The organism is Burkholderia stagnalis (assembly GCF_039848545.1).
Classification (GTDB): domain Bacteria; phylum Pseudomonadota; class Gammaproteobacteria; order Burkholderiales; family Burkholderiaceae; genus Burkholderia; species Burkholderia stagnalis.
Map to the genome: position 1 here is coordinate 1081382 of NZ_CP156685.1, position 24923 is coordinate 1106304.

The following is a 24923-nucleotide window of genomic DNA, read 5'->3' on the forward strand; positions in this document are numbered from 1 at the left end:
CGCGCCCCTTCAGCTTCCGACGAGGTGGAACCGATGACTGGCTTCAACTGGCACAACCCGTATCCGACCACGCGCATCCCGGTGTTCGCCCGCAACGTGGTGTCGACGTCGCACCCGCTCGCCGCGCAGGCGGGCCTGCGGATGCTGTGGAAGGGCGGCAACGCGGTGGACGCGGCGCTCGCGGCCGCGGCGGCGATCACGGTGGTCGAGCCGGTGTCGTGCGGGCTCGGCGGCGACGCATTCGCGCTCGTATGGGATGGCGGCACGCTGCACGGGCTGAACGCGTCGGGCGTCGCGCCGGCCGCGTGGAACGTCGACTACTTCCGCCGCCGCCACGGCGAGGACGCGCACGGCCGCGCGCGCAAGCCGACGCGCGGCTGGGACACGGTCACGGTGCCGGGCGTGGTCGCGGGCTGGGAGGCGCTGCACGCGAAGTTCGGCTCGCTGCCGTTCGCCGACCTGCTCGAGCCGGCGATCGAGATCGCCGAGCGCGGCTATGCGGTGCCGCCGATCGTCGCGCACAAGTGGGCGGCCGCCGTGCCCGAGCTGCACGCGCTGCCGGGCTTCGCCGACACCTTCATGCCGCGCGGCCGCGCGCCCGAGGTGGGCGAGCGCGTGTGCCTGCCCGGCCATGCGCGCACGCTTCGCACGCTCGCAAAGGACGGCGCGCGCGCGTTCTACGAGGGCGCGCTCGCCGAGCGCATCGCGGCGTTCGCGCGCGACGGCGGCGGCGCGCTGACCGAAGCCGACCTGCGCGCGTATCGTCCGGAATGGGTCGAGCCGATCGGCAAGCGCTATCGCGGCTGCACGATTCACGAGATCCCGCCGAACGGGCAGGGCATCGCCGCGCTGATCGCGCTCGGCATCGCCGAGCAGGCGGGCGCCGCCGAGTGGCCGGTCGATTCGCCGGAGTCGCAGCACCTGCAGATCGAGGCGATGAAGCTCGCGTTCGCCGACGTCTACCGCTATGTCGCCGACCCGCGCGCGATGGAGGTCACACCCGCGCAGATGCTCGACGATGCCTACCTCGCCGAGCGCGCGAAGCGCATCGACCCGGCGCGCGCGACGCACTTCGGCCACGGCCGGCCGCCGTCGGGCGGCACGATCTACCTGTCGGCGGCCGACGAGCGCGGGATGATGGTGAGCTTCATTCAGTCCAACTACATGGGCTTCGGCTCGGGGCTCGTCGTGCCCGGCGCGGGGATCGCGCTGCAGAACCGCGGGCACGGTTTCTCGATGGACCCTGCGTCGCCGAACGTCGTCGCGGGCGGCAAGCGGCCGTTCCACACGATCATTCCGGCGTTCGTGACCGAGGAGGTCGACGGGCGCACCCATGCGGTGATGAGCTTCGGCGTGATGGGCGGCGACATGCAGCCGCAGGGCCATCTGCAGACCGTCGTGCGGATGCTCGGCTACGGCCAGCAGCCGCAGGCCGCGTGCGACGCGCCACGCTGGAAGGTCAACCGCGATTTCACGCTCGACGTCGAATCGACGATGGCGCGCGCGACGGTCGACGCGCTCGCCGCGCGCGGCCATACGATCCAGTCGATCGACGATCCTTACATGGATTTCGGCTCGGGCCAGTTCGTGTGGCGGCTCGACCGCGACGATCCCGAGCGCGGCTATGTGGCCGCGAGCGACAGCCGGCGCGACGGGCTGGCGGCCAGCTTCTGACGGTTTCTGACGGTTCGCTTCCAGCGGGCATGACGAACGGGCGGCCAGGCGGCCGCCCGTTGCGTTCGCGCGAGACGTGTTCGAAGGACTTGTCTAACGAACGGCAATGAACGGCGCGGAACTGCGCCGTCCGGGCATGGTCAGTGCTCTGAAGCACGATCATCGAAGTCCGGCTAAGATGCCTGCATGGTTCGGCCGGACCCATTCCTAATAACGTCAAGCATCACGCCGCATTCGAAAAGGCCGGCGCCCACGCCGCGGGCGTGGGTCGGTCGCCGGATGGGGCGACTGGGAGCGCAACACCATGCACACTGAAACGACGCATGTCATGCCGTGGCGAATCGAGGACATCGACCTGAACCGGATCGATCGTCAGCGCGCCGCGGCGAACGAGGATTTGCTGCTGCTGCTGTGCGCGGCGTCGTTCATCGAGAGCGGTTCGGATCTCTACACGAGCAACCTGAGCGAGTTCTTCAACGACGATCCGGAAGTATCCGCGTGGCTCAACAATGCATGGGAGCACGAAGAATTGCAGCACGGCCGCGCGCTGAAGGCGTATATCGCGCACGTGTGGCCCGAGTTCGACTGGGATACCGCGTTCGCGAACTTCTTCGACGAGTATTCGAAGACCTGCTCGATCGATGCGTTCGAGAAAACCCGCGCGCTCGAGATGGTCGCGCGCTGCGTCGTAGAGACAGGCACGGCCACGCTCTATCGCGCGATCAACGAGTGCTCGGACGAGCCCGTGCTGAAGGAAATCACCGACAACATCCGCACGGACGAAGTGCGCCACTACAAGCACTTCTTCAAATATTTCAAGAAGTACAACCGGCTCGAAGGCAATGGCCGGCTCGCCGTGCTCGGCGCGCTGATGCGCCGCGTGATGGAAATCAAGAACGAGGATTCGGAGATCGCGCTGCGACACGTGTTCGCGATCCGCTATCCGGACCGCATCGGCGACAGCGAATACAGCCGTGCGCGGGTCGCGCGCATCAGTTCGCTCGTGCGGCGCAACCTGTCGGCCGACATGTGCATCAAGATGCTGCTCAAGCCGCTCGACCTGCCCGCGAAGATCCAGCCGGGCATCCACTATCCGCTCACGAAGCTCACGCAGCACGTGTTCTTCCGCTGATCCCGCCACGGGCCGGCCGGTCGCGGGTATGCTGCGCCATCATCCGCCATTCGACGAGGCCGCCCCATCATGACCGATTCGCATCGCCACGCGCTCGAGCAATGGACGTTCGACGCGTGGCCGCCGTCCGTCGTGTCGCTGTTCGACGGCACCGCGCTCGACCGCAAGGCCGACGTCGCGGCGCAGCTGATCGTCGCGACCGACGACGGCCAGCTGCGCACGACGCTGCTCAGCGTCGGCGAAATCTATGCGCGCGATGCGCGCGTGCTGCTGCTCGCGCTGTGGCCGAGCTCGCGTGCGGCACGCGCGCTCGCGCAGCGGCGCACCGCCGCGTTGACGCTGGTCGACGACGGCGCGTTCCTGCAGGCGCAATTGAAGGTCGCGCCGCTCGAAGGGGCGTTCGGCGGGCTGGCCGGATTCGCTGCGACGATCGCGCACGGCGATGCGCAGCGGGTCGGCTATGCGCGTCTCGCGACGGGCGTCACGTTTGCGCTGGAAGGGGCGCGCACCGCGGTGCTCGAGCGCTGGCAGCGCCAGGTCGAGCACCTGCGGCGCGCGGCCGCGCGGCTTCAGTGACCGCGCTGGCCGCTGCGCGACGAACGGTTGCGGTTCGCGTGCGCGGCGTTGCCGCTGGCGGGGCGGGCCGCATTGCCGCCGCCGTTGCCCGGGCGGCCGCTGTTGCCGCCGTTGCCCGAATTGCCGGAATTGCGCGGCTTCGAGGCCTTCGCCGTGGCGGCCTTCGGTTGCGCGGCGCCGTCGCGTTTCGCGGCCGGCTGGCCTGACGCGCCGCCGCGCGGCGCGCGATTGCCGCCACCGCCGCCGCCATTGCCACCATTACCGCCGCGCGGCTGCTGGCCGCGGCGCTGCTGGATCGGCTCCGGCTTCGCGTTCGGATCGGGCTCGAAGCCCGCGATCACTTCCTGCGGAATCTCGCGCTTGATCAGCCGCTCGATGTCGCGCAGCAACTGCTTCTCGTCGACGCACACCAGCGACACCGCTTCGCCCGTCGCGCCCGCGCGGCCGGTGCGGCCGATCCGGTGCACGTAGTCTTCCGGCACGTTCGGCAGGTCGAAGTTGACGACGTGCGGCAGCTGGTCGATGTCGATGCCGCGCGCGGCGATGTCGGTCGCGACGAGCACCTGCAGCGTGTTGTTCTTGAACTCCGACAGCGCACGCGTGCGCGCCGACTGGCTCTTGTTGCCGTGGATCGCCATCGCGCTGATGCCGTCCTTGGTCAACTGCTCCGCGAGCCGGTTCGCGCCGTGCTTGGTGCGCGTGAAGACCAGCACCTGGAACCAGTTGTGTTCGCGGATCAGGTGCGTGAGCAGCTCGCGCTTGCGATCGCGGTCGACCGGGTGGATCTTCTGCGCGACGGATTCGGCGGTCGTGTTGCGGCGCGCGACCTCGATCAGCGCCGGCGAATCGAGCAGGCTGTCGGCGAGCGCCTTGATCTCGTCGGAGAAGGTCGCGGAGAACAGCAGGTTCTGGCGGCGCGGCGGCAGCTTCGCGAGCACGCGCTTGATGTCGTGGATGAAGCCCATGTCGAGCATCCGGTCGGCTTCGTCGAGCACGAGGATGTCGAGATTCGACAGGTCGATCGTCTTCTGCTGCATGTGATCGAGCAGGCGGCCCGGCGTCGCGACGACGATGTCGACGCCGCGCCGGAGCGCATCGATCTGCGGATTGATGCTGACGCCGCCGAACATCACGGTCGAGCGCAGCTTCAGGTACTTGCTGTACGCCCGCACGCTTTCCTCGACCTGGGCGGCGAGTTCGCGCGTCGGCGTGAGGATCAGCGCGCGCACCGCGCGCTTCGCGTTGTGGTGTTCCGCGTAGAAGGTGTGCAGGCGCTGCAGGATCGGCAGCGTGAAGCCGGCGGTCTTGCCGGTGCCGGTTTGCGCGCCGGCGAGCAGGTCGCCGCCGCCGAGCACGGCGGGGATCGCCTGCGACTGGATCGGGGTGGGGGACGTATAGCCCAGCTCATTGACCGCCTTGACGAGCGGTTCGGCCAGGCCGAGGGATTCGAAAGACATATAGATACGGCTCTTGGGTGTTATGGTCGGCGACGCCTCGCGCGGCCTGCGCGGGGAATGGCGTCGCAAAAAGACAAAAGGGCGCGGCCGCGGTTTCCCGCAGCCGCGCCCCGTTTGCGTTACGCGTCGTTTAGTCGAGCGGTGCGGAACGCAGGTCGCTCACCTGTTGCGGCGAGATCGGCGAACCGTTGTTGCCCCACGACATCCGGATGTACGAGACGACTGCCGCAACCTCCTGGTTCGACAGCGACTGTGCGAACGGCGGCATCCCGTACGGACGCGGATTCTTGAACGTGCTCGGCGGATAGCCGCCATTCAGCACCATGCGGATCGGGTTCACGGCCGATTCCATCATGATCGAGTGGTTCTGCGCGAGCGGCGGATAGGCCGGCGGCTTGCCCTGGCCGTTTTCGGCGTGGCAGGTCGCGCAGTTGTCCGCGTAGATCTTCTTGCCTTGCTCGAGCAGCACGTTGCCGAACTGCTTCGACGGCTCGTACTGCATGTTCTTCGGCGCTTCAGCCTTCTGCGGGATCGACTTCAGGTACGTCGACATCGCGCGCGTATCTTCGTCGCTCATGTACTGCAGGCTGTTGTGAACCACGTCCGCCATCGGGCCGAACACCGCGCCCTTCTGCGACACGCCGGCCTGCAGCAGGTCGGACAGCTCCTGCACGTGCCAGTCGCCGAGGCCGAGTTCCTTGTCGTTCGTCAGCGACGGCGCGTACCAGTTCTGCAGCGGGATCAGGCCGCCGGCGAATGCCGACGAGTTCACCGGGCCGCCCATCATGTTGATCGACGTGTGGCACATCGAGCAGTGGCCGAGGCCTTCGACGAGATACGCGCCGCGGTTCCATTCGACCGACTTGGTCGGATCCGGCTTGTATTCGCCTTCCTTGAAGAACAGCGTGCGCCAGCCGATCAGCAGGTTGCGGTTGTTGAACGGGAACTTCAGTTCATGCGGACGGCTCGGCACCGACACCGGCGCGACCGAGCGCAGGTACGCGTAGATCGCATCGGAATCCGCGCGCGTGACCTTCGTGTAGCTCGCGAACGGGAAGCCCGGGTACAGCAGGCTGCCGTCCTTCGAGCGGCCCGTGTGCATCGCGCGGTAGAAGTCGTCCGACGTCCACTTGCCGATGCCGTTCTGGTCGTCCGGCGTGATGTTCGGGGTGTACATCGTGCCGAACGGCGTCGCCATCGGCAGGCCGCCCGCGAACGACTTGCCGCCGCGCACGGTGTGGCACGCGATACAGTCGCCGACGCGCGCGAGGTATTCGCCCTTCTTGATCAGCGCGGCCTGGTCGGCCGGCGTGGCCGCGACGGCGGCGGCGCCGTGCAGCGTGTCGTTGCCGGGCCACAGGACCGGCACGAGGGCCGCTGCCGCGACGATCGCGACAGCCGAGAGTGCAAACAGGGACTTGCGTTTCATTGTGTCTGTCTCCCTAGCCTTATTGCGGTTCGCTGCCGCAGGCAAGCGGAGTCTTCATCGCGCGGGCCGGGGCCGGCACGGGGTTGGCGGGCGCCGGTTGGGCGGCGAGCCATGCCGTCACGGCGGTCACGTCTTCGTCGGAAAGCTTGGCGGCGATGTCGTGCATGCAATCCGGCGCCTTCGCGTGGCGGTTGCCCGAGCGCCATGCGCCGAGCTGCGCGCTCAGGTAGTCGGCGTGCAGGCCGACGAGGCCCGGGATCGCCGGCTGCATGCCGGTGAGCGTCGCGCCGTGGCAGGCCACGCAGGCCGGCAGCTTGCGCGACGGATCGCCCTGCGTCGCAAGCTGCTTGCCGCGCGCGAGCGTCGCGGCCGGCAGGCTCGGCTTCGCCGGCGCCGGGTACGGCGGGCGTTCGGCCGAGAAGTGCTCGGCGATCTCGCGCAGGTAGTCGTCGTTCAGGTACGTCAGCAGATAGTTCATCGGCGGGTACTTGCGCCGGCCGTCACGGAAGTTGACGAGCTGGTTGTACAGGTACTCGGCCGGCTTGCCGGCAAGACGCGGGAAGTAATCGTTGTCCGTGCCCTGGCCATGGACGCCATGGCAGGCCGTGCAGCCGCGCACGCGCTCGGCCATGGTATCGGGCGCCTTGAGCGGCGCCTGATGGGCCTGGGCTTGCTCCGTGGGCTTGGTCTGCGCTTGGGCAGCGCTCATAAGGCCCGCTCCGCCGATCAACAGAACGGCGAGCAGCGGACGGAAGAGGCGTCTTGAAGACACACGAGACTCCATGATTATTCGTCGGGGACCTGTCCGGGCTACGACCGGCTCGGCATGAAGGCAGGGGCAGCCGGGCTGCTGCGACGCGGCATTCTATCATCGATGGGTAATGACGGCTATTTGGCTAATAGTCATCGATTCCTGTCTGTTTGCGACTTGCGACAATTTGACGCGCGTCGTGTGGTCCCGGTGTGAACCGGCGTGCGTTTTGGCCATCGAAGACCGTACACTCGCGGGTCGCGCGGCGCCGCCTCCGCCGCAGATCGTGTCGTTCCCCCCTGTTTCCGGATTCATCGATGACGTTTTCTACCGTGCCGTTGCCCGCCTCCCGTTGTCCATCCCGCCGCCGCGCCGCCGGCATGCCGTCCCGTTGCGGCCGCAACGGAGGGCGTGCGCGATGAGAGTCGACAGCTTGTGGATCGGGCAGGTCGCGCTCGCCGCGCTGATGGACGCCGCCTTCGCGATGGCGGTGGGTTCGGCGCTGCTCAAGGGCTGGCTCGCGAAGGACGGCGCGCGGCCCGTCATCGCGCCGTCGCATCTGGCCTGGCTGCGCGCGCAGCATTCGCTCGCGGCGGCGGCCGCGGTGCTGGTGCTCGCGGATCTCGGCTGGCTCGTCTATGAAGCGGCGGCGATGAGCGGCGCGGGGCTCGGCGGCGCCTTCGGCGCGATTCCGACGGTGCTCGCGCAAACTCACGCGGGCTTCGCGTGGAGTGTCGCGTTCGGCGGCGCGCTCGTGCTGGCCGTCGCCGCGCTGCTGCGGCCGGACGGCCCGCTCGCGTATGCGGTGCTGTGGCTCGCGGTGATCGTGATCGCGGCCGGCAAGGCGCTGCTCGGCCACGTGGCCGACACAGGCCTGTTCTCGGCGGCTGCCGCCGTGCAGACGCTGCACCTGCTCGTCACCGCGGTGTGGGGCGGGCTCGTGCTCGCGGGTGGGCTCGCGGTGCTGCCGGCGCTCGGCTCGTCGGTCGCGCGCGGCGCGCTGATCCGCATCGGGCAGCAACTGTCGCGCACGTCGATCGTCGCGGTGGTGTTCGTGCTCGGCACCGGCGCGCTCAACGCGCTGCGCGGGCTCGGCGGCTCGCTCGCGCCGCTCGACGGCAGCGCGTGGGGCCGCGTGCTGCTGCTGAAGGCGCTGCTGATTGCGCTTGCGCTGGTGCTCGGCGGGCTGAACCGCTTCTCCGCGCTGCCGCGCCTGCGCCGCACCGCGTCGACCGAGGACGCGCACACGTTCCGTAACGTCCTGCATCTCGAAGGGCTGACGATGCTCGGCGTGTTCGTCGCGGCCGCGGTGCTGGCCGCCAGCGTGCCGGGCTTCGCGGCGCTCGGCTGACGCCGGCGTTATCGAACGCCGCGGCGCCCGCGCGGCGCCGCGCCCGCCATCACCATTCGGCGACGCTGCCGTCCGCGTGGCGCCACACCGGGTTGCGCCAGCGGTGGCCGGTCTTCGCCATCTCGCGCACCTTCTCCTCGTTCACGTCGATGCCGAGCCCCGGGCCCTGCGGGATCGTCACGAAGCCGCCGTCGTAGCGGAACACCTCGGGGTTGCGCAGGTAGTCGAGCAGGTCGTTGCCCTGGTTGTAGTGGATCCCGAGGCTCTGTTCCTGGATGAATGCGTTGTAGCTGACCGCGTCGAGCTGCAGGCACGCGGCGAGCGCGATCGGGCCGAGCGGGCAGTGCAGCGCGAGCGCGACGTCGTAGCATTCCGCGAGCGTCGCGATCTTGCGGCACTCGGTGATGCCGCCCGCATGCGACGCGTCGGGCTGGATGATGTCGACGTAGCCGCCCGCGAGGATGTGCTTGAAATCCCAGCGCGAGTAGAGCCGCTCGCCGAGTGCGATCGGCGTGTCGGTCTGGTTGACGATGTCGCGCAGCGCCTCGGCGTTCTCCGACAGCACGGGCTCCTCGATGAACATCAGCCGGTACGGGTCGAGCTCCTTCGCGAGCACCTTCGCCATCGGCTTGTGCACGCGGCCGTGGAAGTCGACGCCGATGCCGACGTGCGGCCCGACCGCGTCGCGCACGGCCGCGACGTTCGCGATCACCTGCTCGACCTTGTCGTAGGTGTCGACGATCTGCAGCTCCTCGGAGCCGTTCATCTTCACCGCCTTGAAGCCGCGTTCGACGACCGCGCGCGCGTTGTTCGCGACGTCGCTCGGCCGGTCGCCGCCGATCCACGAATAGACCTTGATGCGGTCGCGCACCTGGCCGCCGAGCAGCGCATGCACGGGCACGCCGTGATGCTTGCCCTTGATGTCCCACAGCGCCTGGTCGACGCCCGCGATCGCGCTCATCATGATCGGCCCGCCGCGGTAGAAGCCCGCGCGGTACATCACCTGCCAGTGATCCTCGATCAGCAGCGGATCCTTGCCGACCAGGTAGTCGGCGAGTTCGTGCACGGCCGCTTCGACCGTGTGCGCGCGGCCTTCGACCACCGGCTCGCCCCAGCCGACGATGCCCTCGTCGGTCTCGATCTTCAGGAACAGCCAGCGCGGCGGGACGACGAAGGTTTCGAGGCGGGTGATCTTCATGACGCGGGTCTCCAGGGGAGGGACTTTGCGGCTATCCTAGCGGATACGATCGAAAAATAGTATTAATAGCACTATTGCGCAGATAGTGGGCAGCCCGGCCTTGGGCCGGGCTGTTCGCATTCCGGGAGAACGACCATTCAACACGACCTGCATGGACAGACGGCATTCCGGCTCGCGACGGCGATCCTGCGCGGCGACTACCCGCCGGAATCGCTGCTGCCGAGGGAGCCCGAGCTGATGGAGATGTTCGGCGTGAGCCGCACGGTGCTGCGCGAGGCGCTGCGCACGCTGACCTCGAAGGGGCTCGTCGAATCGCGGCCGAAGGTCGGCACGCGGGTGCGGCCGCGCCGAGCGTGGAACCTGCTCGATGCGGACCTGCTCGACTGGTACGCGCGCGTCGCGCCGCCGCTCGCGTTCGCGCTGAAGCTGCAGGAGATGCGCGAGATGGTCGAGCCGCATGCGGCCGCGCTCGCCGCGCGCGCGCACGGGCTCGACACGTTCGAAGCGGTCGACGCGGCCGCGCGCGCGATGGCCGACGCGCGCAACGTCGACGAATGGGTGCGCGCCGACCTGCAGTTTCACCTGAGCGTGCTGGAGGCGGGCGGCAACGAGCTGCTGGTGCCGCTCGGCGCGCTGATCGACCGCACGCTCGAGGCGCAGCTGCGGCTGAATGCGCGCCGCGCCGACGTGTACAACGCGTCGCTCGCCGAGCATCTGGCCGTGTGCGATGCGATCCGCGCGCGCGACGCGCAAGGCGCGCGCCGCGCGATGGCGGCGCTGCTCGCGGTCACCCGCGCGCGCATCGAGTCGACGTGATGGGATGACGCGGGGCGGGGCGCGCCGCGTCGAGGCCGGGATAGCGCCGCTCAGGCGGCCGCGCAGCCGTTGGGCTTGAGAACCCGCTGCGTCGACGCCGGATATTTCGCGAGCAGGCTCGCCGGGCGGCGCGGCCGCGCGACCAGTTCGCCGCCGCAGTTCGGGCATTGTCCTTTCAGGACCGTGTCGGTGCAGCTGGCGCAAAACGTGCACTCAAACGTGCAGATCCGCGCGTCGGCGGAATCGGGCGGCAAGTCCCTGTCGCAGCATTCGCAGCCGGGGCGAAGTTCAAGCATGTCGGTCTCCTCGATCGTCGGTGGGCGCCGGACGTTGCGGGGGCGCCGGCGGCACGCTACTGTAAGCGCATCACCGCGACTTGACCAATGGCCGCCGATTCGAGCGGGCCAGACAGGAGACGACCATGCTTTACCGAGGCAGCTGCCATTGCGGCGACGTGCAGTTCGAGGTGGACGGCGACTTGACGGGCGTGATGGCGTGCAATTGCTCGATCTGCCGGCGCAAGGCCGCGCTGATGTGGTTCGTGCCGCGCACGAGCCTGTACCTGCTGACGCCGGAAGAGAACCTCGCGACCTACACGTTCAACAAGCACGTGATCCAGCATCGCTTCTGCAAGCGCTGCGGGATCCACACGTTCGGCGAGGGCACCGATCCGAAGGGCAACCGGATGGCGGCGATCAACGTGCGCTGCCTCGACGACGTCGACGTCGACACCTTGCCGGTCACGCATTACGACGGCCGCTCGCACTGAGCGGCGCGCTCACGACGCCTGCGCGCGCCCCTGCGGCGGCGCGGGCGCCTCGGCCTGCGGGCCGCTCGCGGCCGGCCGCTCGATCAGCGGCGCGAGCGCCGGCGCCATCGATTTCAGCAACTGCACCGCCATCGCGCTCGTGAAGTCGTAGCGCGCCGCGTACGGCTCGTGCGCGGTCGCCGTCAGCACGCCGAAGAAGCGGTCGCCGAGCATGAACACGAACGTGCCGCTGCGGTTCACCTTGCGCGACTCGATCAGCCGCGCGCCGCGCGCATAGACGTTGAAGCGCTGGTCGCCGGTGCCGGTCTTGCCGATCACCTCGAGCGTCTTGCCGCTCGGCAGCGTCATGCCGCCCGCGAGGCGCCGCGCGGTGCCGCTCTGCACGACGTCGCGCAGCAGTTCGTGCACGACGTCGACGATTTCAGGCGACAGCGTCGGCTGCGGCTGCGCCGCCGCGCGCACGAAATGCGTCTCGTACGGCGTGCCTTTCGCGAAGTCGAGCCGCGAGATCGTCTCGGTCGGCGCCTTCGCGCCGCCGTTCGCGATCAGCCCGATCAGCTTCGCGAGCGCGTCCGGCTGGTCGCCCGACGCGCCGATCGCCGCCGCGTACGACGGCGTGACTTCGGCGAACGGATAGCCGAGCTCGCGCCACGACTTGCTGATCGCCGCGTACGCGCGCACCTCGACCATGCGGCGGATGCGCCGGTCCTGCGTGCCGTGGTAGCGCGTCTTGTACAGCCACGAGTACGTGTAGAAGCGCGCGTCGCGGCTGTCGCGCTGCACGTCGGCGAGCTTCGCGTCCGGATGCGCGCGCAGGTAGTTGAGCGTCCACAGCGCGAGCGGATGCACGCTCGCGATATAGCCGCGGTCGTTCAGGTTGAAGCGGTCGATCGCGTATTTCGCGTAGAGCGCGGCGAGATCTTCGTCGTCGATCGTCGCGGCCGGCGTGCCCTTCAGCTGCGCGCGCATCTGCGCGCTGAACCACGCGAGCGATTCGTTCGGTGCGACGCTGCGCAGCACGGTCGCGAGCTTCGGCGGCGACTTGCGCACGTCCTTCAGCATCAGCGCGAGCGCGCTGTCCGCGGGCTTGCCCGCGTAGCGCGTGTAGAAGCGCTTCACGTAGACCTGGCTCTCGCCGTCGACGAACTGCTGCAGGTATTGCCGGCGCTGTTCCGGATCGCCGAGCCACGACGTCGACGGCCCGGACGTGCGGATCATCTCGTAGTGGACGATGTCGCGCATCAGCCGCACGAACACGAGGTTCACCGAATGCTCGAACGCCTGGTGCAGCGTCAGGATCCGGTGGTTGTCCGATTTCTCGAAGTTGCTGAACACCTGCGCGCCGCCGCCCGTGTAGAACACGTCGGGGCTCGCCGAATACTTGCGCTCGACGGCCGCGTCGAGCATCGCCTGCAGCGAGCGGTCGCGCGTGTGCGACAGATAGTCGAGCGCCCAGCGCGACAGGTTGTCGAGCGGGTCGGGCCGCACGCGCGCAAGCGCTGCGTTCGACAGCGCGCCGTAGCGCGCGTGCAGGTCGGAGACGATCTGCAGGTACGTGATCAGCGTGCGCAGCTTCGCGGTCGAGCCGAGGTTGATGCGCCCGCCGCGGTTGACGTCGAACGGCTGGTTCACGCTGTCGGTCTGCACGCGCAGCACGTTCGCGCCGTTGCGCCGCTCGTACAGCGTGAAGCTGTACGTGAGGTGCGACGGATCGTCCTTCGGCGCGAGCATCTCGTAGCCGTACAGGCCCGCGGCCTGCGCGCCGTCGCGGGTGGCCGCCTTCGCGAGCCGCTCGGCGACCGCCTGCTGCACGCCGTTGTCGAGCGTGCTGGTCGCCTGCAGGTCGAGCTGGTCGAGCTGGTAAAGATCGTCGAGGCCGAGCGCCGAGAGCAGCGACGCGCGCGCCGACGTGATCGCCTTGCGCGAAATGAACGACTGCACGTGCGCCGCAGCGGGCGGCTTTGCGCGGTCGATCTGCGCGGCGAGCGCGGCGTCGCGCAGCGCGGGCGTGATCACGCCGCCGGCGGCGAGCAGCCGCAGGTAGCTGTCGGTCAGCCGCTGCAGCGTCGGGTAGCCGCCGTTCAGGAAATACGACGGCGCGCGCTGCGCGATCATCAGCGACAGCACCTGGCGGAACGCCTCGCCCTGCGCATCGAGGTTCTCGGCCGTGGCGGGCGCGGCGAGGATCCGGTTCACGTCGTTGAAGTCGCGCCCGTACCACGCGGCGAGCCCGTCGCCGATGCCGGTGATCTCGCCGATGTGCGGCCGCGCCGCGAGCGGCACCGAGTTCAGGTAGTGCACGACGATCGTGCGGCGCGCGGCCATCGTCTGCGGGCCGTTCAGGTATGCGCGCACCGACGCCGACGCGATCTGCCGCAGCTTCTCGGGCGGCGTCGCGGTGCGGCCGCCGGGCGAGTGGCGGAATTTCTCGATCTGCGTCGCGAGCGTGCTGCCGCCCGGCCGCGCCTGATGACGGTTGACGACGTGCAGGCCCTGGTCGACGATCGCGCGGCCGAAGCGCCCCCAGTCGATCGCCGGGTTGCGGTTCGGCTGGCTCGGGTCGAGCAGGTAGCGATCCTCGATGAACAGCAGCGCATCGACGACCACGCGCGGCACCGCGTCGAAGTCGCGATAGACGCGCTGCGGGAAGGTGGTCGCGAACAGCGGGGCGCCCGTCGAATCGAACAGCATCAGCCCGGTCTGGTCCTTTTCGTCGTACGGAAGAAACAGGCCGCGATCGGCGAGCGCGAGCATCCGCTCGGAATCGCGCACCTGCTTGCTGACGACGAAGCCGCGCGCGAGCAGCCGCGCCTGGAACCCCGGGATCATCGCGTAGCCGAGCCGTTCGTCGTACGGGCCGTTGGCCGGGAACCGCACGTGGTCGCTCGCGCCGGCTTCGACCGCATAGCCGACGTCGCGGGTCAGGTCGGACAGGTAGCGGGCCTGCAGCCGCGAGGTCTCGATTTCGACCTGCACCAGCCGGGCGACGATCGCGACCGCGATCAGCACCGTGGCCAGCAGCGACCATTTGATCCACGTCCAGACCGACGCAATGCCGGTCACCCGCGGCAGGATTCGATTCAGCGGCCGATTCATAGCGGCGTCTCCCTGTGGGGGCAGGCTCCGGCCGCACCCCATTAAGAACCAGTTTAGTCGTCCACGGCCTGCTGCCAAGGACGGTTCCACACAGAGATGCGTGCTCGCAACGCGCATTCCCGCGGGCGGCGGAGTGAGCGGGCCGGATCGGTGCGGCGCCGCACCGCCGTGGCACACGTCAGGCAGGTTCCGTACCCGCCATGCGCGTTTTCGGCCGGCGGTATTCGAAATGCGCATGGGTGTTGGGGCGGCGAATTTGGTTGACTACCCTGCGCCCGTATTTGTCCGGTTCGCGCCGCGTCAAAATGGGGCCTGATAGGGTCTGTTATGATGCGCGCCGCGGGGCGCCCGGACCCGCCCAGGACGCCATCGCGCGCCCGCCTTTCAGACATCCTTAAAGCTTGCCCGGGCAACGGGATTCGTTATGCAAAAGAAACGCAACATCACCTCCTACATCGTGATCGCGATGATCCTCGGCATCGCGGTCGGCTACGGCTGTCACAGCGCGTTTCCCGACCCCAAGGTCACGAAGGAGATTGCCGGCTACGTGTCGCTGCTGTCCGATATTTTCCTGCGCCTGATCAAGATGATCATCGCGCCGCTCGTGTTCGCGACGCTGACCGTCGGCATCGCCCACATGGGCGACACCAACGCGGTCGGCCGGGTCGGCGTGAAGGCGCTCGGCTGGTTCGTCATCGCGTCGTTCGTGTCGCTGCTGTTCGGCCTGGTGACCGCGACGCTGCTGCAGCCGGGCAGCCACCTGAGCCTGCCGCTGCCGGCCTCGGACGCGGCCACCAACCTGAAGACGGGCGCGTTCACGCTGAAGGACTTCGTCACGCACCTGGTGCCGAAGTCGATCGGCGAGGCGATGTCGAACAACGAGATCCTGCAGATCGTCGTGTTCTCGATCTTCTTCGGCACCGCGCTGTCCGCGCTCGGCGAGAAGGGCCGGCGCCTGACCGGCGTGATCGAGGATCTCGCGCAGGTGATGCTGAAGGTCACCGGCGCGGTGATGTGGTTCGCGCCGATCGCGGTGTTCGCGGCGCTCGCGTCGACGATCACCACGCAGGGCCTCGGCATCCTGCTGACGTTCGCCAAGTTCATGGGCAGCTTCTACCTCGCGCTCGCGCTGCTGTGGGGCATGCTGACGCTCGCGGGCCTCGTGTTCCTCGGCAAGCGCACGTTCTCGCTGATCCGCCTGATCCGCGAGCCGTTCCTGCTGTCGTTCGCCACCGCCAGCTCGGAAGCCGCGTATCCGAAGCTGCTCGACGCGCTCGACCGGTTCGGCGTGAACCGCAAGATCTCGAGCTTCGTGCTGCCGATGGGCTATTCGTTCAACCTCGACGGCTCGATGATGTACTGCACGTTCGCCGTGCTGTTCATCACGCAGGCGTACGGCATCCACCTGCCGCTCGGCACGCAGCTGACGATGCTGCTGCTGCTGATGCTGACCTCGAAGGGGATGGCCGGCGTGCCGCGCGCGTCGCTCGTCGTGATCGCCGCGACGCTCAACCAGTTCAACCTGCCGGAAGCGGGGCTGCTGCTGATCATGGGCGTCGACACGTTCCTCGACATGGGCCGCTCGGCGACCAACGCGGTCGGCAACTCGATCGCCGCCGCCGTGATCGCGAAGTGGGAAGGGCAGCTCGGCGCGGAGAACGACGGCGTCGACGCAGCGGGCGCGCAAGGCGCGACCGCGGAAGGCGCTCAGGTCAAACCGGGCGCGGTGGTCGAGCGCGTGTAACGCGCATGCCCGGCGCGCCGGGCCACGGCCGGCACGTCCGCTTCGGCGCGGGCGGCCGGCCGTTTCGTTTTGGGCGGACGCAAACCGCCCGGGCGGGCGTTGTCGGTGGGGGCGTCAACTGGCCGAAGCGGCCGGACGAGGGTACGATCCGCGACAATCGCAATCCGTTTCCACTCCTGTCCGGTGTCCCCATGCACATGAATTCCATCGCGCTCGCCTGCACCGCGGTTCTCGGTCTCCTGCTGTTCGGGCTCGGGCTGGCCGTCTCCGTCGGCCGCTTTCGCACCACCATCGGCTCGGGCTGCGCGGAGGATCCGACGAATCCGCTCCGCAAGCTGGTGCGCGCGCACGGCAACACCGCCGAATATGCGCCGTTCCTTGCGGTGCTGTTTCTCTACCACGGCGCGCACGAGCCGTCGGGCGCGGTGTTGTCGCTGATCGTCGCCGCGACCGCCTGCCGGTGCCTGCTCGTGGCCGGCCTGCTCGCGTGGCGGACGATGTCGAGGCCGAATCCCGCGCGCTTCGTCGGCGCGCTCGGCACGTACCTGTGCGGCGCGGCGCTCAGCATCGCGTTGTTCGTGTGACGGCGGGGCGCCGGTGCCGGGCGCCGCGGCGGTGATATGCTCACGCCACGCCCGCGACCGACGGGCGGATACCGAGAACGCCCGACGGCGGCCGCGCGGCCGCGGATCGCGGCATCCCCGAGGGAAGATCCGACAACATGACCCGCAAATTCATTCTGAAAGGCGACACCACCGATCATGGCGGCGTGGTGCTCGACGGCATCGCCGAATCGTCGTTCGACGGCCGGCCGCTGGCCTATCTCGGCGCGCCCGTGTTCTGCGCCGCGTGCAAGACGCCGGGCGTGATCGTGTCCGACGGCGGCGAGCGCACGATGACCGTGATGGGCAAGGTCGTCGCGCTCGAGCATGACCTGTGCCAGTGTCTGTGCCAGCCGATGCCGAAGCTGATTCCGTCGCAGGCAACCGGGACGATTTCCGGCTAGGCGCGCATACGCCGGCATAAAAAAGAGCGGCCCGCGCCATTGGCGCGGGCCGCTTCATTTGTCGCGTGCCGGCGCGGCGCGTCAGGCCGGGATCGCGGGCTCGCTGCCCCAGACCACCGACGCGACGCGGTGCGGCCTCGCGACGCTGGCCCGGTTGGCCGCGGCGAACGGCGCGCCCACCGCGATGCTGTCGGTCGAGCGGTAGACGAGACGATCGCCGGCGATCGTGCCGACGTAGCGGCCGTCGCGGCCGAACACCTTGCTGCCGCGGATGCGTCCGACCACCCGCCCCGTCCGGCTGAATACGATCTGGCCGCCGACCTGCAGCGGTTTGCCTTCCTTGGTGTAGAGATTCATTCGTGGATCCCGTATGAGCGTGTGCGCGCAAGTCTATCAAGATCGCGCGATCGGCATCGGCCCGATTTCGGGCGATGCCGTGCGGCCGCACTAGACGCTCCCCTCGGTTTCGACGACGAGAATGCGCGCCTCGCCGAGCGGGTGCGCGACGTGCTCGGTGCCGGCCGGCGCGTGCAGCACGTCGCCGGCCGCGAGCAGGACGGACCGTTCGACGCCGGCTTCGCGGTAACGCATCTCGACGCGGCCGTCGAGCACGGCGAACACCTCGTCGCCGTCGTTGACGTGCCATCGATAGGGCTGGTCGGTCCAGTGCAGGCGGACCGTGATGCCGTTCAGGCTGGCGATGTCGAGCGCGCCCCAGGCGCGCTCGGCCGTGAATGCGGCGCTGCGGAAGACGTTCATGGTCAGGGCTCGATGAAAGGATGGCGGCGGTTCGCCGGCGCGCGATCGGGCGCCGGCGGCGGCAGCGTCAGGCTAGCGCGGCATCGCGGCGACGGCCTGCTCGACCGCCTGCCGGCGCCGGGCGAGCACGGCCGCCGAGCGCTCGCGCACCCGCTGCACGACCGCGGCCGGCGCGGTATCGGGCGAACCGGCGTCGAACGGCGGCGCCGGCGCGTACTCGAGCTCCAGCTGGATCGCCTGCGCTTCGTCGTCGCCGGCCAGTTCCGCGGCGATCGTCAGCGCGAAGTCGATGCCGGCGGTCACGCCGCCGCCCGTGATCAGGTTGCCGTCGCGCACGACGCGCTCGCGCACGGGCACCGCGCCCAGCGGCTCGAGCAGTTCATGGAACGCCCAGTGCGTGGTCGCGCGGCGCCCGCGCAGCAGCCCCGCCGCGCCGAGCAGCAGCGCGCCGGTGCACACCGACGTGACGTAGCGGGCCGCCGCCGCGCGCTGCCGGACGAACGCGACCGTCTCCGCATCGGTCAGCAGCGCGTTGATGCCGATGCCGCCCGGAATGCAGATTACGTCGAGCGGCGGGCAATCGGCGAACGTGCGGGTCGGCGTCAGCGCGAGATCGCTGCTCGACGCGACCGGCTCGCGGCTCTTCCACACCAGGTGAACCACAGCGTCCGGCAGCGACGCGAGCACGTCGTGCGGGCCGGTGAGGTCGAGCTGCTGAACGCCCGGAAACACGAGAAAGCCGATTTGCAGAGCCATGTGAACCCTCCGAAGGATCGAGTGGCGCGCCGCGGGCGGTGCGCGAAGGACAGATTGGACAGATCGATTCTAGGCGGGTAGTGTTTGGCGAAATTGCCATCTCTCCCACGTTTTCCGCCAATCGCCATGTCCACCGCTCCGCGTTCGATCCTCGTGCTGGCGTTTCCCGGCGCGCAACTGCTCGACGTGGCCGGGCCGCTGCAGGTGTTCGCGTCCGTCAACGAACTCGCGAACGAGCGCGGGCAGCCCGCGCCGTATGCGCCGCGCGTCGTGGCCGCGGAAGCGGGGCCGGTTGCCACGTCGGCGGGCCTCGTCGTGATGGCCGATGCGCTGCGCGCGGGCGGGCGGCCCGCCGACACGGTGATCGTCGCCGGCGGCCAGGGCGTGCACGCGGCGTCGCGCGACCCGCGGCTGGTCCGCTGGGTCCGCCGGCAGGCCGAACGCGCGCGGCGGGTCGCGTCGGTCTGCACGGGCGCCTTCCTGCTGGCCGAGGCGGGCCTGCTCGACGGCCGCCGCGCGGTCACGCACTGGACCCGCTGCGACGAGCTGGCGGCGCGCTACCCGCGCATCCGCGTCGAAGCCGATCCGATCTTCATCCGCGAGGGCGCGCTGTGGACCTCGGCGGGCGTGACGGCCGGCATCGATCTCGCGCTCGCGCTCGTCGAGGAGGATCTCGGGCGCGCGATCGCGCTCGATGTCGCGCGCGAGCTGGTCGTGTTCCTGAAGCGCCCGGGCGGGCAGGCGCAATTCAGCGCGACGCTGTCGATGCAGCGCAGCGCGGAGCGCGTCGGCGATCGCTTCGGGAACCGCTTCGGGAACCGCTACGGGGACCGCTTCGGCGAACTGCACGCATGGATCGCCGAGCACCTGGGCGGCGACCTGTCCGTGCCCGTGCTCGCCGAGCGCGCGCGGATGAGCGAGCGCAGCTTCGTGCGCCACTACCGCGCGGAAACCGGGCGCACGCCCGCGCGCGCCGTCGAGCAGATCCGCATCGAGACCGCGCAGCGGCTGCTCGGCGACACGTCGTGGCCGCTCAAGCGGATCGCCGAGCGCTGCGGATTCGGCTCCGAGGAAACGTTGCGGCGCGGCTTCGTGCGCGTGCTGGGCGTCACGCCGCAGGCATATCGGGAACGGTTCGCCGGGTGAGCGGCGCGACCTGCGCGAATCGGCGCCGATTCCCAGTCCGAAACATTCAACTATTCTGCAATCGCGAACAATGGGGCGGGGCTTGTGCCGCCCCTTCCACGGGCTCTATGCTGTCCTGTTCCGCTGGCGAATCGAAGGGGGCAGCATGGACCGTATCCAGGCAATGGAAGTCTTCACCCGCGTGGTCGACGCGAACAGCTTCACGCGTGCGGCGGATACGCTGTCGATGCCGCGCGCATCGGTGACGACGATCATCCAGAATCTCGAGGCGCTGCTCGGCGTGCGGCTGATGCACCGGACCACGCGCCGGCTGTCGCTGACGCCCGAAGGCGCCGCGTACTACGAACATTGCGTGAAGATCATCGCCGAGATCGCGGAAACCGATGCGAGTTTCCAGACGGGCAACCGCAAGCCGAGCGGCGTGCTGCGCGTCCACATGCCGGGTTCGCTCGGGCGGCGGATCGTGATTCCCGCGCTGTCGGCGTTCCGGCAGCGCTATCCGGAGATCACGCTCGATCTCGGGCTGTCCGACCGGCCGGTGGATCCGATCGAGGAGGGCATCGACTGCATGATCCGCGTCGGGCCGCTCGAGGATTCGTCGATGGTCGCGCGGCGGATCGGGATGCTCAAGCGCGTGACCTGCGCTTCGCCCGATTACCTGAAGCGACACGGCGATCCGCACGAGATCGCCGATCTCGCCGAGCACGTCGCGGTGAATTTCCGCGCGAGCCACGGCGCGCGGCCGATACCGTGGGTGTTCGTGATCGACGGCAAGCCAGTCGAGGTCAGGATGAGCGCGAGCGTCACGGTCAACGATTCGGATGCCTACGTGACCTGCGGCGTCGAAGGTTTCGGGATGATCCAGCCGACGCTGTTCATGGTGCTGCCGAACCTGCTCGACGGGTCGCTGCTGGAGGTGCTGCCCGGCTGCAACCCGAAACCGAAGCCGATCTCGATCGTCTACCCGCACAACCGGCACCTGTCCGCGAAGGTGCGCGTGTTCGCCGACTGGATCGCGGAGCTGTTCGAGTCGACGCCGGCGCTGGAGGGCGGGGAAGATTGGCGCGGGCGGCTGGGGGCCCGCGCGGGCGAGCCGGCGCGCGGGCCGGTGGCGGCGTAGCGGCGCGGGGCGCGCTACCACTTCTCGGCGAACGGGCGTATCAGGTAGTCGAAAGACCACGCGGACGGATGCTGGTGCGCGACGTGGAACACTTCGTCGGCGATCGCGTCGGGGTGCGCGAAATACGCGTCGCGCGCGAACGGCCAGTCGGCCGGCGGTTCGACCCAGGTCGGCCGGTCGCGGCCGTCCTCGCCGAGCCACGGCGTGTCGATCGCCGCGTCGATCATCACGTAGCCGACGTGCACGCGCTTCGGGCCGAGATCGCGCGCGAGCGCTTCGGCGAGGATGCGCTGCGCGGCCTTGGTCGGCGCGAACAGCGCGTAGTTCGGCTTGCCGCGCAACGACGCGGTGTTGCCGGTCACGACGATCGCGCCGTGGCCGGCCGCGATCATGTCGGGCGCGCATGCGCGCGCGAGGTGCAGCAGCGCGGTCGTATTCACGCGGAAATTGCGCTCGAGCCGCGCCGGATCGGCGTCGAGAAACGTCGCGAAGGTTGCGGACACCGCGTTGTGCACGACGACCGACGGCTTGCCGAGTTCGGCGCGTACCGCGTCGATCGTCGTCGCCAGCGCGTCGAGATCCGCGACGTCGCACGCGAACGCGCGGCTGCCGGGAATCTCCCGCTCGAAATCCTGCAGGCGCGTGAGGTTGCGCGCCAGCATCGCGACGCGATAGCCGTCGCGGGCGAAGCGTCGCGCGATCGACGCGCCCGTGGCGCTGCCGACGCCGGTGATCAGGCAGACTCGATTGCTCATATGCAGGCTCCTGTCGAACTTGGAACGTGAACGTGACGGGTGGCGACGTGCGATCAGGGGCGCGTGCCGGCGAACGCGGGATGCTGCGCGAGCGCGCCGAACGCGAACCGCCAGCCGTGCTGCTGGCCGATCAGGTTGACGAGCGGAATGCCGATCACGTTCGCGATCGACACGCCGCCGAACACGATCGACGTCGCGAGCCCCATCCGGTTGGGCGGCGCGATCTGCGTCGCGAGCGCCGCGACCATCGCCCAGAACAGGCCGTGCCCGGCCGAGCCGATGATCCGCGCGACCATCAGCGACGAGAAGCTGTGCGCGAACATCGCCGCGGCATTCGACGCGACGAGGATCAGCATCAGCACGAGCAGCAGCGGCTTGCGCGGCAAGCGGCTCGGCATCACCGCCGAGCCGAGCGCGCTGACGGCGCCGATCGCCGCGTAGACCGTGACCAGCAGGCCGACGGTCGACGGGCTCTGGTGCAGGTCGTCGGAGATCAGCGTCAGCAGGCCGACCGGCGCGAATTCGGTGACGACGATGGTGAACGTGGCGATGCCGAGCACGACGATGGCGAGCCAGCTGCGCAGGGCCGAGGGCGTCGATTCGGCGGACAGGACACTCTGCGTGGACATCGACACCTCGCTGGCGGGTGGGGCGATTCGAATGGATTGACGGTACTGTGCGCAACGCACGGCCTGCTTCCGTCTTGGAGTTTTAAAATGAAACTGCGCGGAGCGTAATCCATCGAGTTGCGTTATGCAACCTATACCGTGGATGGCAGTGCGGTCTTGTGCGCGGGCGCGTCCGGATGCCCGGCCGGAACGCGCCGGCCGCGTCAGTGCTGCAGTGTGGCGAGCGCCTGTTTCAGCGAATCGAAGATGCGCGGAACGTCCGCTTCGCCGGTCCGCCAGTTGGAGAACGCGACGCGCAGCCCCCATACGCCGTCATAGACCGTGCTGGTGATGAACGCGTCGCCGAGATCGCGCACCGCGCGCACGTACGCGCCGATGCGCGCTTCGTCGGGCGCATCGGCCAGCGTGAAGCACACGACGTTCAGCCGCGTGGGGGCGAGCAGCCGGAAGCCGGGCTGCGCGCCGATCCGCTCGCCGAGCGACTGCGCGAGCCGGATGTTGCGCGTGACGATTTCCGCATGGCCCGCGCGGCCGTACGCGGCGAGCGAGAACCAGGTCGCAAGCGCGCGCAGCCGACGCGAGTTTTCCGGCGTCAGGTGGACGAAGTCGGGGTTGTCGGTCGGCACGCCGAGGTAGGCGGCGCTGTTCTGGAACACGCGCACCTGCAGGTCGCGGCGGCGCGTGAACTGCACGGCGGCGTCGTACGGCACGTTCAGCCACTTGTGCAGGTCGATGCAGATCGAGTCGGCCGCATCGAGCGCCGCGACGAGCGGCGCGTGTTCCGGCGACAGCGCGGCGAACGCGCCGAACGCCGCGTCGACGTGCAGCCAGAACGGATAGCGCGCCTTCAATGCGTGAATCGCGGCGAGATCGTCGAAGTCGACCGTGTTGACGGTGCCGGCGTTCGCGACGACGATCGCCGGCTCGCCGTTCTGCTGGGCCAGCGCGGCCTCGAGCGCGGCGATGTCGATCGCTTCGCGCCCGGGCAGCGTCGCGACCTTGCGCACGGCCTGGCGGCCAATGCCGAGCACCGACAGTGCCTTGTAGACGCTCGAGTGCGCCGTCGCCGACAGCACGCGCACGTCGCCGAGCGCGGCGACGCCCTGTTCGGACACGCGCACGCCCTTGCGCTCGCCGAGCCATTCCCGGCCGAGCGCGAGGCCGACGAGATTCGACATCGTCGCGCCGGTGACGAACACGCCCTGCTGCGCGTCGGACAGGCCGAACAGTTGCCGCAGCCGAGCGATCGTCTCGCGCTCCAGGTCCGGCGCCGCGCTGTCGATGCCTGCGGTCGGGTTCTGGTCGTAGATCCCGGTCAGCCAGTCGCCGGCGAGCGACGCGGGCGTCGCGCCGCCCGTGACGAAGCCGAGGTAGCGCGGCCCCGCGCTGCCGGAGAAACCGGGCGCCCAGCGCGCGGTAAATTCCGCCAGCGCGCCGTCGAGCCCTGCGCCATGCTCCGGCAGCGGCGTCGGGCTGGCCGGCGGCGGGGCGACGGCGGCGGGGCGCGCGTCGAGCGATGACAGGGCCGCGACCGCATGGCGGCGCGTGTCGTCGAGGAAGGCGTCGAGGTTGGCGAGATCGGCGGCGAGTGTCGGATGCATGGCGGAATGGAAAGGTGATTGGCGATGTGCGGCTCGGCCCGGGCGCGCATGCCGATGCGAGTGCGGCCCATGAGGCCGGTTCATGCATCGGCCGCGCATCGCGCGAGAAGTCGGACGAGTGACCAATGTAGGTCAATGAGTTGCAAAATGCAACTTGAGATGGCGCGTGTCCGAAGCGTGCGGGCGCGGCAGCGCCATATGTGCTGCCGCGGCGTCATGCGGGCGGTTGCGCCCGCGCGCTCAGCGCGCGGGCTTCTTCTTCGACGCGGCGGACGATGCGCGCGCAGGCGGAAACTTGACGATCGTGTCTTCGGGCGCGAGCGTGCGCCCGTCGTGCGCGCGCACTTCGACGTGCGGGACGAGGCGGCCCGATTCGCGGTCGACGAGCCTGACGTGCGCTTCGTTGGGCTTGAAGCAGTAATCCTCGCCCCAGTGCCGCAGCGCGACGAGCAACGGAAACAGCGCGCGGCCCTTCCTGGTCAGCACGTATTCGTGATACGCGCTGCCGTCCGACGCCGGCGCGGTTTCGAACACGCCGTGCTCGACGAGATGGCGCAGGCGCGACGCGAGGATGTTGCGTGCGAGCCCGAGGCTTTCCTGGAATTCGCCGAAGCGCCGCAGGCCGCCGAACGCGTCTCTCACGATCAGCAGCGACCATCCGTCGCCGATCACGTCGAGCGGGCGGGCGACTCCGCACGCGCTGCTGTTGTGGCTGATGCGCTTGGCCATGGTGTCCTCCACGGAAATGAGCCGGAACGAGTGCGATGGGTGGGGCGGTCCGACTGCATGCGAAGACGAAGCACGGGATTTGCCCGGGGAATTGGTTGCATTATAAAACGCGTGCCGGGCGGTGAACTCCGGTTGAACCCGAGGGCGGCGCTCGTGGGCGCATGCGGCCGGGCCTCGGCTGCGCGGGCAGGCGTGACGTATCGAGGGGGATGTGTTGCGGGGGAGTGCGCTGCAAGCGGCTGCTTGCGAAATGAAACGCAACGTATGCGTTCGCATCGACAAAAACAAAAAGGGCTTAGCCGTAGCTAAGCCCTTTTCTTGCTGCATATGGTGGCGAATCAGGGACTCGAACCCCGGACCTGCGGATTATGATTCCGTCGCTCTAACCGACTGAGCTAATTCGCCGAAGAACTGAATTATGCTGAAGCC

Annotated in this window: 24 protein-coding genes and 1 tRNA gene; 11 read left to right on the forward strand and 14 right to left on the reverse strand. The window is 69.2% G+C overall.

Annotated elements, in window-relative coordinates; genetic code table 11:
* Nucleotides 1–33 precede the first annotated feature (33 nt).
* From ABFO07_RS05120 to ABFO07_RS05130, 3 genes are all read left to right on the forward strand, one after another.
* On the forward strand, nt 34–1674 hold the full coding sequence (locus tag ABFO07_RS05120) for a gamma-glutamyltransferase family protein (protein WP_347468480.1): 1641 nt from the start codon (nt 34–36) through the stop codon (nt 1672–1674).
* Nucleotides 1675–1978: 304 nt separating this feature from the next.
* Nucleotides 1979–2806 carry a ferritin-like domain-containing protein gene (locus tag ABFO07_RS05125; RefSeq protein WP_059566074.1) on the forward strand — a complete coding sequence of 276 codons (828 nt, stop codon included), beginning with the start codon at nt 1979–1981 and terminating at the stop codon, nt 2804–2806.
* 69 nt (nt 2807–2875) lie between these two features.
* A complete protein-coding gene (locus ABFO07_RS05130) occupies nt 2876–3382 on the forward strand; it encodes a hypothetical protein (RefSeq protein WP_059879845.1) in 507 nt (168 codons plus the stop codon).
* Here ABFO07_RS05130 and ABFO07_RS05135 read toward each other — a convergent pair.
* From ABFO07_RS05135 to ABFO07_RS05145, 3 genes are all read right to left on the reverse strand, one after another.
* Nucleotides 3376–4839 carry a DEAD/DEAH box helicase gene (locus ABFO07_RS05135; RefSeq protein WP_060014571.1) on the reverse strand — a complete coding sequence of 488 codons (1464 nt, stop codon included), beginning with the start codon at nt 4837–4839 and terminating at the stop codon, nt 3376–3378. The two genes, ABFO07_RS05130 and ABFO07_RS05135, sit on opposite strands and share 7 nt — an antisense overlap.
* A 130-nt stretch (nt 4840–4969) precedes the next feature.
* On the reverse strand, nt 4970–6268 hold the full coding sequence (locus ABFO07_RS05140; RefSeq protein WP_059566071.1) for a c-type cytochrome: 1299 nt from the start codon (nt 6266–6268) through the stop codon (nt 4970–4972).
* Between the two features lie 19 nt (nt 6269–6287).
* Nucleotides 6288–7052, reverse strand: a complete 765-nt coding sequence (locus ABFO07_RS05145; protein WP_059802179.1) for a c-type cytochrome — start codon at nt 7050–7052, stop codon at nt 6288–6290.
* Between the two features lie 385 nt (nt 7053–7437).
* On the opposite strand from ABFO07_RS05145, the gene ABFO07_RS05150 reads away from it, so the two are divergent.
* A complete protein-coding gene (locus ABFO07_RS05150; protein ID WP_347468483.1) occupies nt 7438–8370 on the forward strand; it encodes a CopD family protein in 933 nt (310 codons plus the stop codon).
* A 49-nt stretch (nt 8371–8419) separates the two neighbouring features.
* Here the strand turns inward: ABFO07_RS05150 and dgoD are convergent, their stop codons facing one another.
* Nucleotides 8420–9568: a galactonate dehydratase gene (gene dgoD / locus ABFO07_RS05155; protein WP_060149659.1), complete on the reverse strand. Its 1149-nt coding sequence runs from the start codon at nt 9566–9568 to the stop codon at nt 8420–8422.
* Nucleotides 9569–9715: 147 nt separating this feature from the next.
* Between dgoD and ABFO07_RS05160 the strand changes: the two genes are divergently transcribed.
* Complete coding sequence (locus tag ABFO07_RS05160) at nt 9716–10384, forward strand: FadR/GntR family transcriptional regulator (protein WP_347468642.1); 669 nt, start codon at nt 9716–9718, stop codon at nt 10382–10384.
* Between the two features lie 50 nt (nt 10385–10434).
* Here the strand turns inward: ABFO07_RS05160 and ABFO07_RS05165 are convergent, their stop codons facing one another.
* Nucleotides 10435–10680, reverse strand: a complete 246-nt coding sequence (locus tag ABFO07_RS05165; protein ID WP_059879832.1) for a DUF1272 domain-containing protein — start codon at nt 10678–10680, stop codon at nt 10435–10437.
* A 125-nt stretch (nt 10681–10805) separates the two neighbouring features.
* Between ABFO07_RS05165 and ABFO07_RS05170 the strand changes: the two genes are divergently transcribed.
* Complete coding sequence (locus ABFO07_RS05170) at nt 10806–11153, forward strand: GFA family protein (protein ID WP_059566065.1); 348 nt, start codon at nt 10806–10808, stop codon at nt 11151–11153.
* A 9-nt stretch (nt 11154–11162) separates the two neighbouring features.
* Here ABFO07_RS05170 and ABFO07_RS05175 read toward each other — a convergent pair whose 3' ends face one another.
* The gene (locus ABFO07_RS05175; protein ID WP_347468486.1) at nt 11163–14249 is read right to left on the reverse strand and encodes a transglycosylase domain-containing protein; all 3087 of its coding nucleotides are present in this window, start codon (nt 14247–14249) and stop codon (nt 11163–11165) included.
* 424 nt (nt 14250–14673) lie between these two features.
* Between ABFO07_RS05175 and ABFO07_RS05180 the strand changes: the two genes are divergently transcribed.
* From ABFO07_RS05180 to ABFO07_RS05190, 3 genes are all read left to right on the forward strand, one after another.
* The gene (locus ABFO07_RS05180; protein WP_059879823.1) at nt 14674–15993 is read left to right on the forward strand and encodes a dicarboxylate/amino acid:cation symporter; all 1320 of its coding nucleotides are present in this window, start codon (nt 14674–14676) and stop codon (nt 15991–15993) included.
* A 197-nt stretch (nt 15994–16190) separates the two neighbouring features.
* Nucleotides 16191–16577, forward strand: a complete 387-nt coding sequence (locus ABFO07_RS05185; protein ID WP_059958592.1) for an MAPEG family protein — start codon at nt 16191–16193, stop codon at nt 16575–16577.
* A 137-nt stretch (nt 16578–16714) separates the two neighbouring features.
* Nucleotides 16715–16999 (forward strand): PAAR domain-containing protein, encoded by a 285-nt coding sequence (locus ABFO07_RS05190; protein ID WP_059879820.1) that lies wholly within the window; start codon nt 16715–16717, stop codon nt 16997–16999.
* An 81-nt stretch (nt 17000–17080) separates the two neighbouring features.
* Here ABFO07_RS05190 and ABFO07_RS05195 read toward each other — a convergent pair whose 3' ends face one another.
* From ABFO07_RS05195 to ABFO07_RS05205, 3 genes are all read right to left on the reverse strand, one after another.
* Nucleotides 17081–17356 (reverse strand): hypothetical protein, encoded by a 276-nt coding sequence (locus tag ABFO07_RS05195; protein WP_059879816.1) that lies wholly within the window; start codon nt 17354–17356, stop codon nt 17081–17083.
* Nucleotides 17357–17446: 90 nt separating this feature from the next.
* Nucleotides 17447–17758: a cupin domain-containing protein gene (locus ABFO07_RS05200; protein ID WP_059566060.1), complete on the reverse strand. Its 312-nt coding sequence runs from the start codon at nt 17756–17758 to the stop codon at nt 17447–17449.
* A 72-nt stretch (nt 17759–17830) separates the two neighbouring features.
* Complete coding sequence (locus ABFO07_RS05205; protein WP_059923413.1) at nt 17831–18514, reverse strand: DJ-1/PfpI family protein; 684 nt, start codon at nt 18512–18514, stop codon at nt 17831–17833.
* A gap of 126 nt (nt 18515–18640) precedes the next feature.
* Between ABFO07_RS05205 and ABFO07_RS05210 the strand changes: the two genes are divergently transcribed.
* Nucleotides 18641–19660, forward strand: a complete 1020-nt coding sequence (locus ABFO07_RS05210) for a GlxA family transcriptional regulator (protein WP_124490259.1) — start codon at nt 18641–18643, stop codon at nt 19658–19660.
* A 145-nt stretch (nt 19661–19805) separates the two neighbouring features.
* Complete coding sequence (locus ABFO07_RS05215; protein WP_059879808.1) at nt 19806–20780, forward strand: LysR family transcriptional regulator; 975 nt, start codon at nt 19806–19808, stop codon at nt 20778–20780.
* A 14-nt stretch (nt 20781–20794) separates the two neighbouring features.
* Here ABFO07_RS05215 and ABFO07_RS05220 read toward each other — a convergent pair whose 3' ends face one another.
* From ABFO07_RS05220 to ABFO07_RS05240, 5 genes are all read right to left on the reverse strand, one after another.
* Nucleotides 20795–21535 carry an SDR family NAD(P)-dependent oxidoreductase gene (locus ABFO07_RS05220; protein ID WP_059879806.1) on the reverse strand — a complete coding sequence of 247 codons (741 nt, stop codon included), beginning with the start codon at nt 21533–21535 and terminating at the stop codon, nt 20795–20797.
* Between the two features lie 53 nt (nt 21536–21588).
* On the reverse strand, nt 21589–22164 hold the full coding sequence (locus ABFO07_RS05225; protein ID WP_060149663.1) for an MFS transporter: 576 nt from the start codon (nt 22162–22164) through the stop codon (nt 21589–21591).
* A 203-nt stretch (nt 22165–22367) separates the two neighbouring features.
* A complete protein-coding gene (locus ABFO07_RS05230) occupies nt 22368–23765 on the reverse strand; it encodes a pyridoxal phosphate-dependent decarboxylase family protein (protein ID WP_347468490.1) in 1398 nt (465 codons plus the stop codon).
* A gap of 240 nt (nt 23766–24005) precedes the next feature.
* A complete protein-coding gene (locus ABFO07_RS05235; protein WP_347468492.1) occupies nt 24006–24494 on the reverse strand; it encodes a winged helix-turn-helix transcriptional regulator in 489 nt (162 codons plus the stop codon).
* 328 nt (nt 24495–24822) lie between these two features.
* Nucleotides 24823–24899: transfer RNA gene (locus tag ABFO07_RS05240), tRNA-Met, on the reverse strand.
* Between the last annotated feature and the right edge of the window lie 24 nt (nt 24900–24923).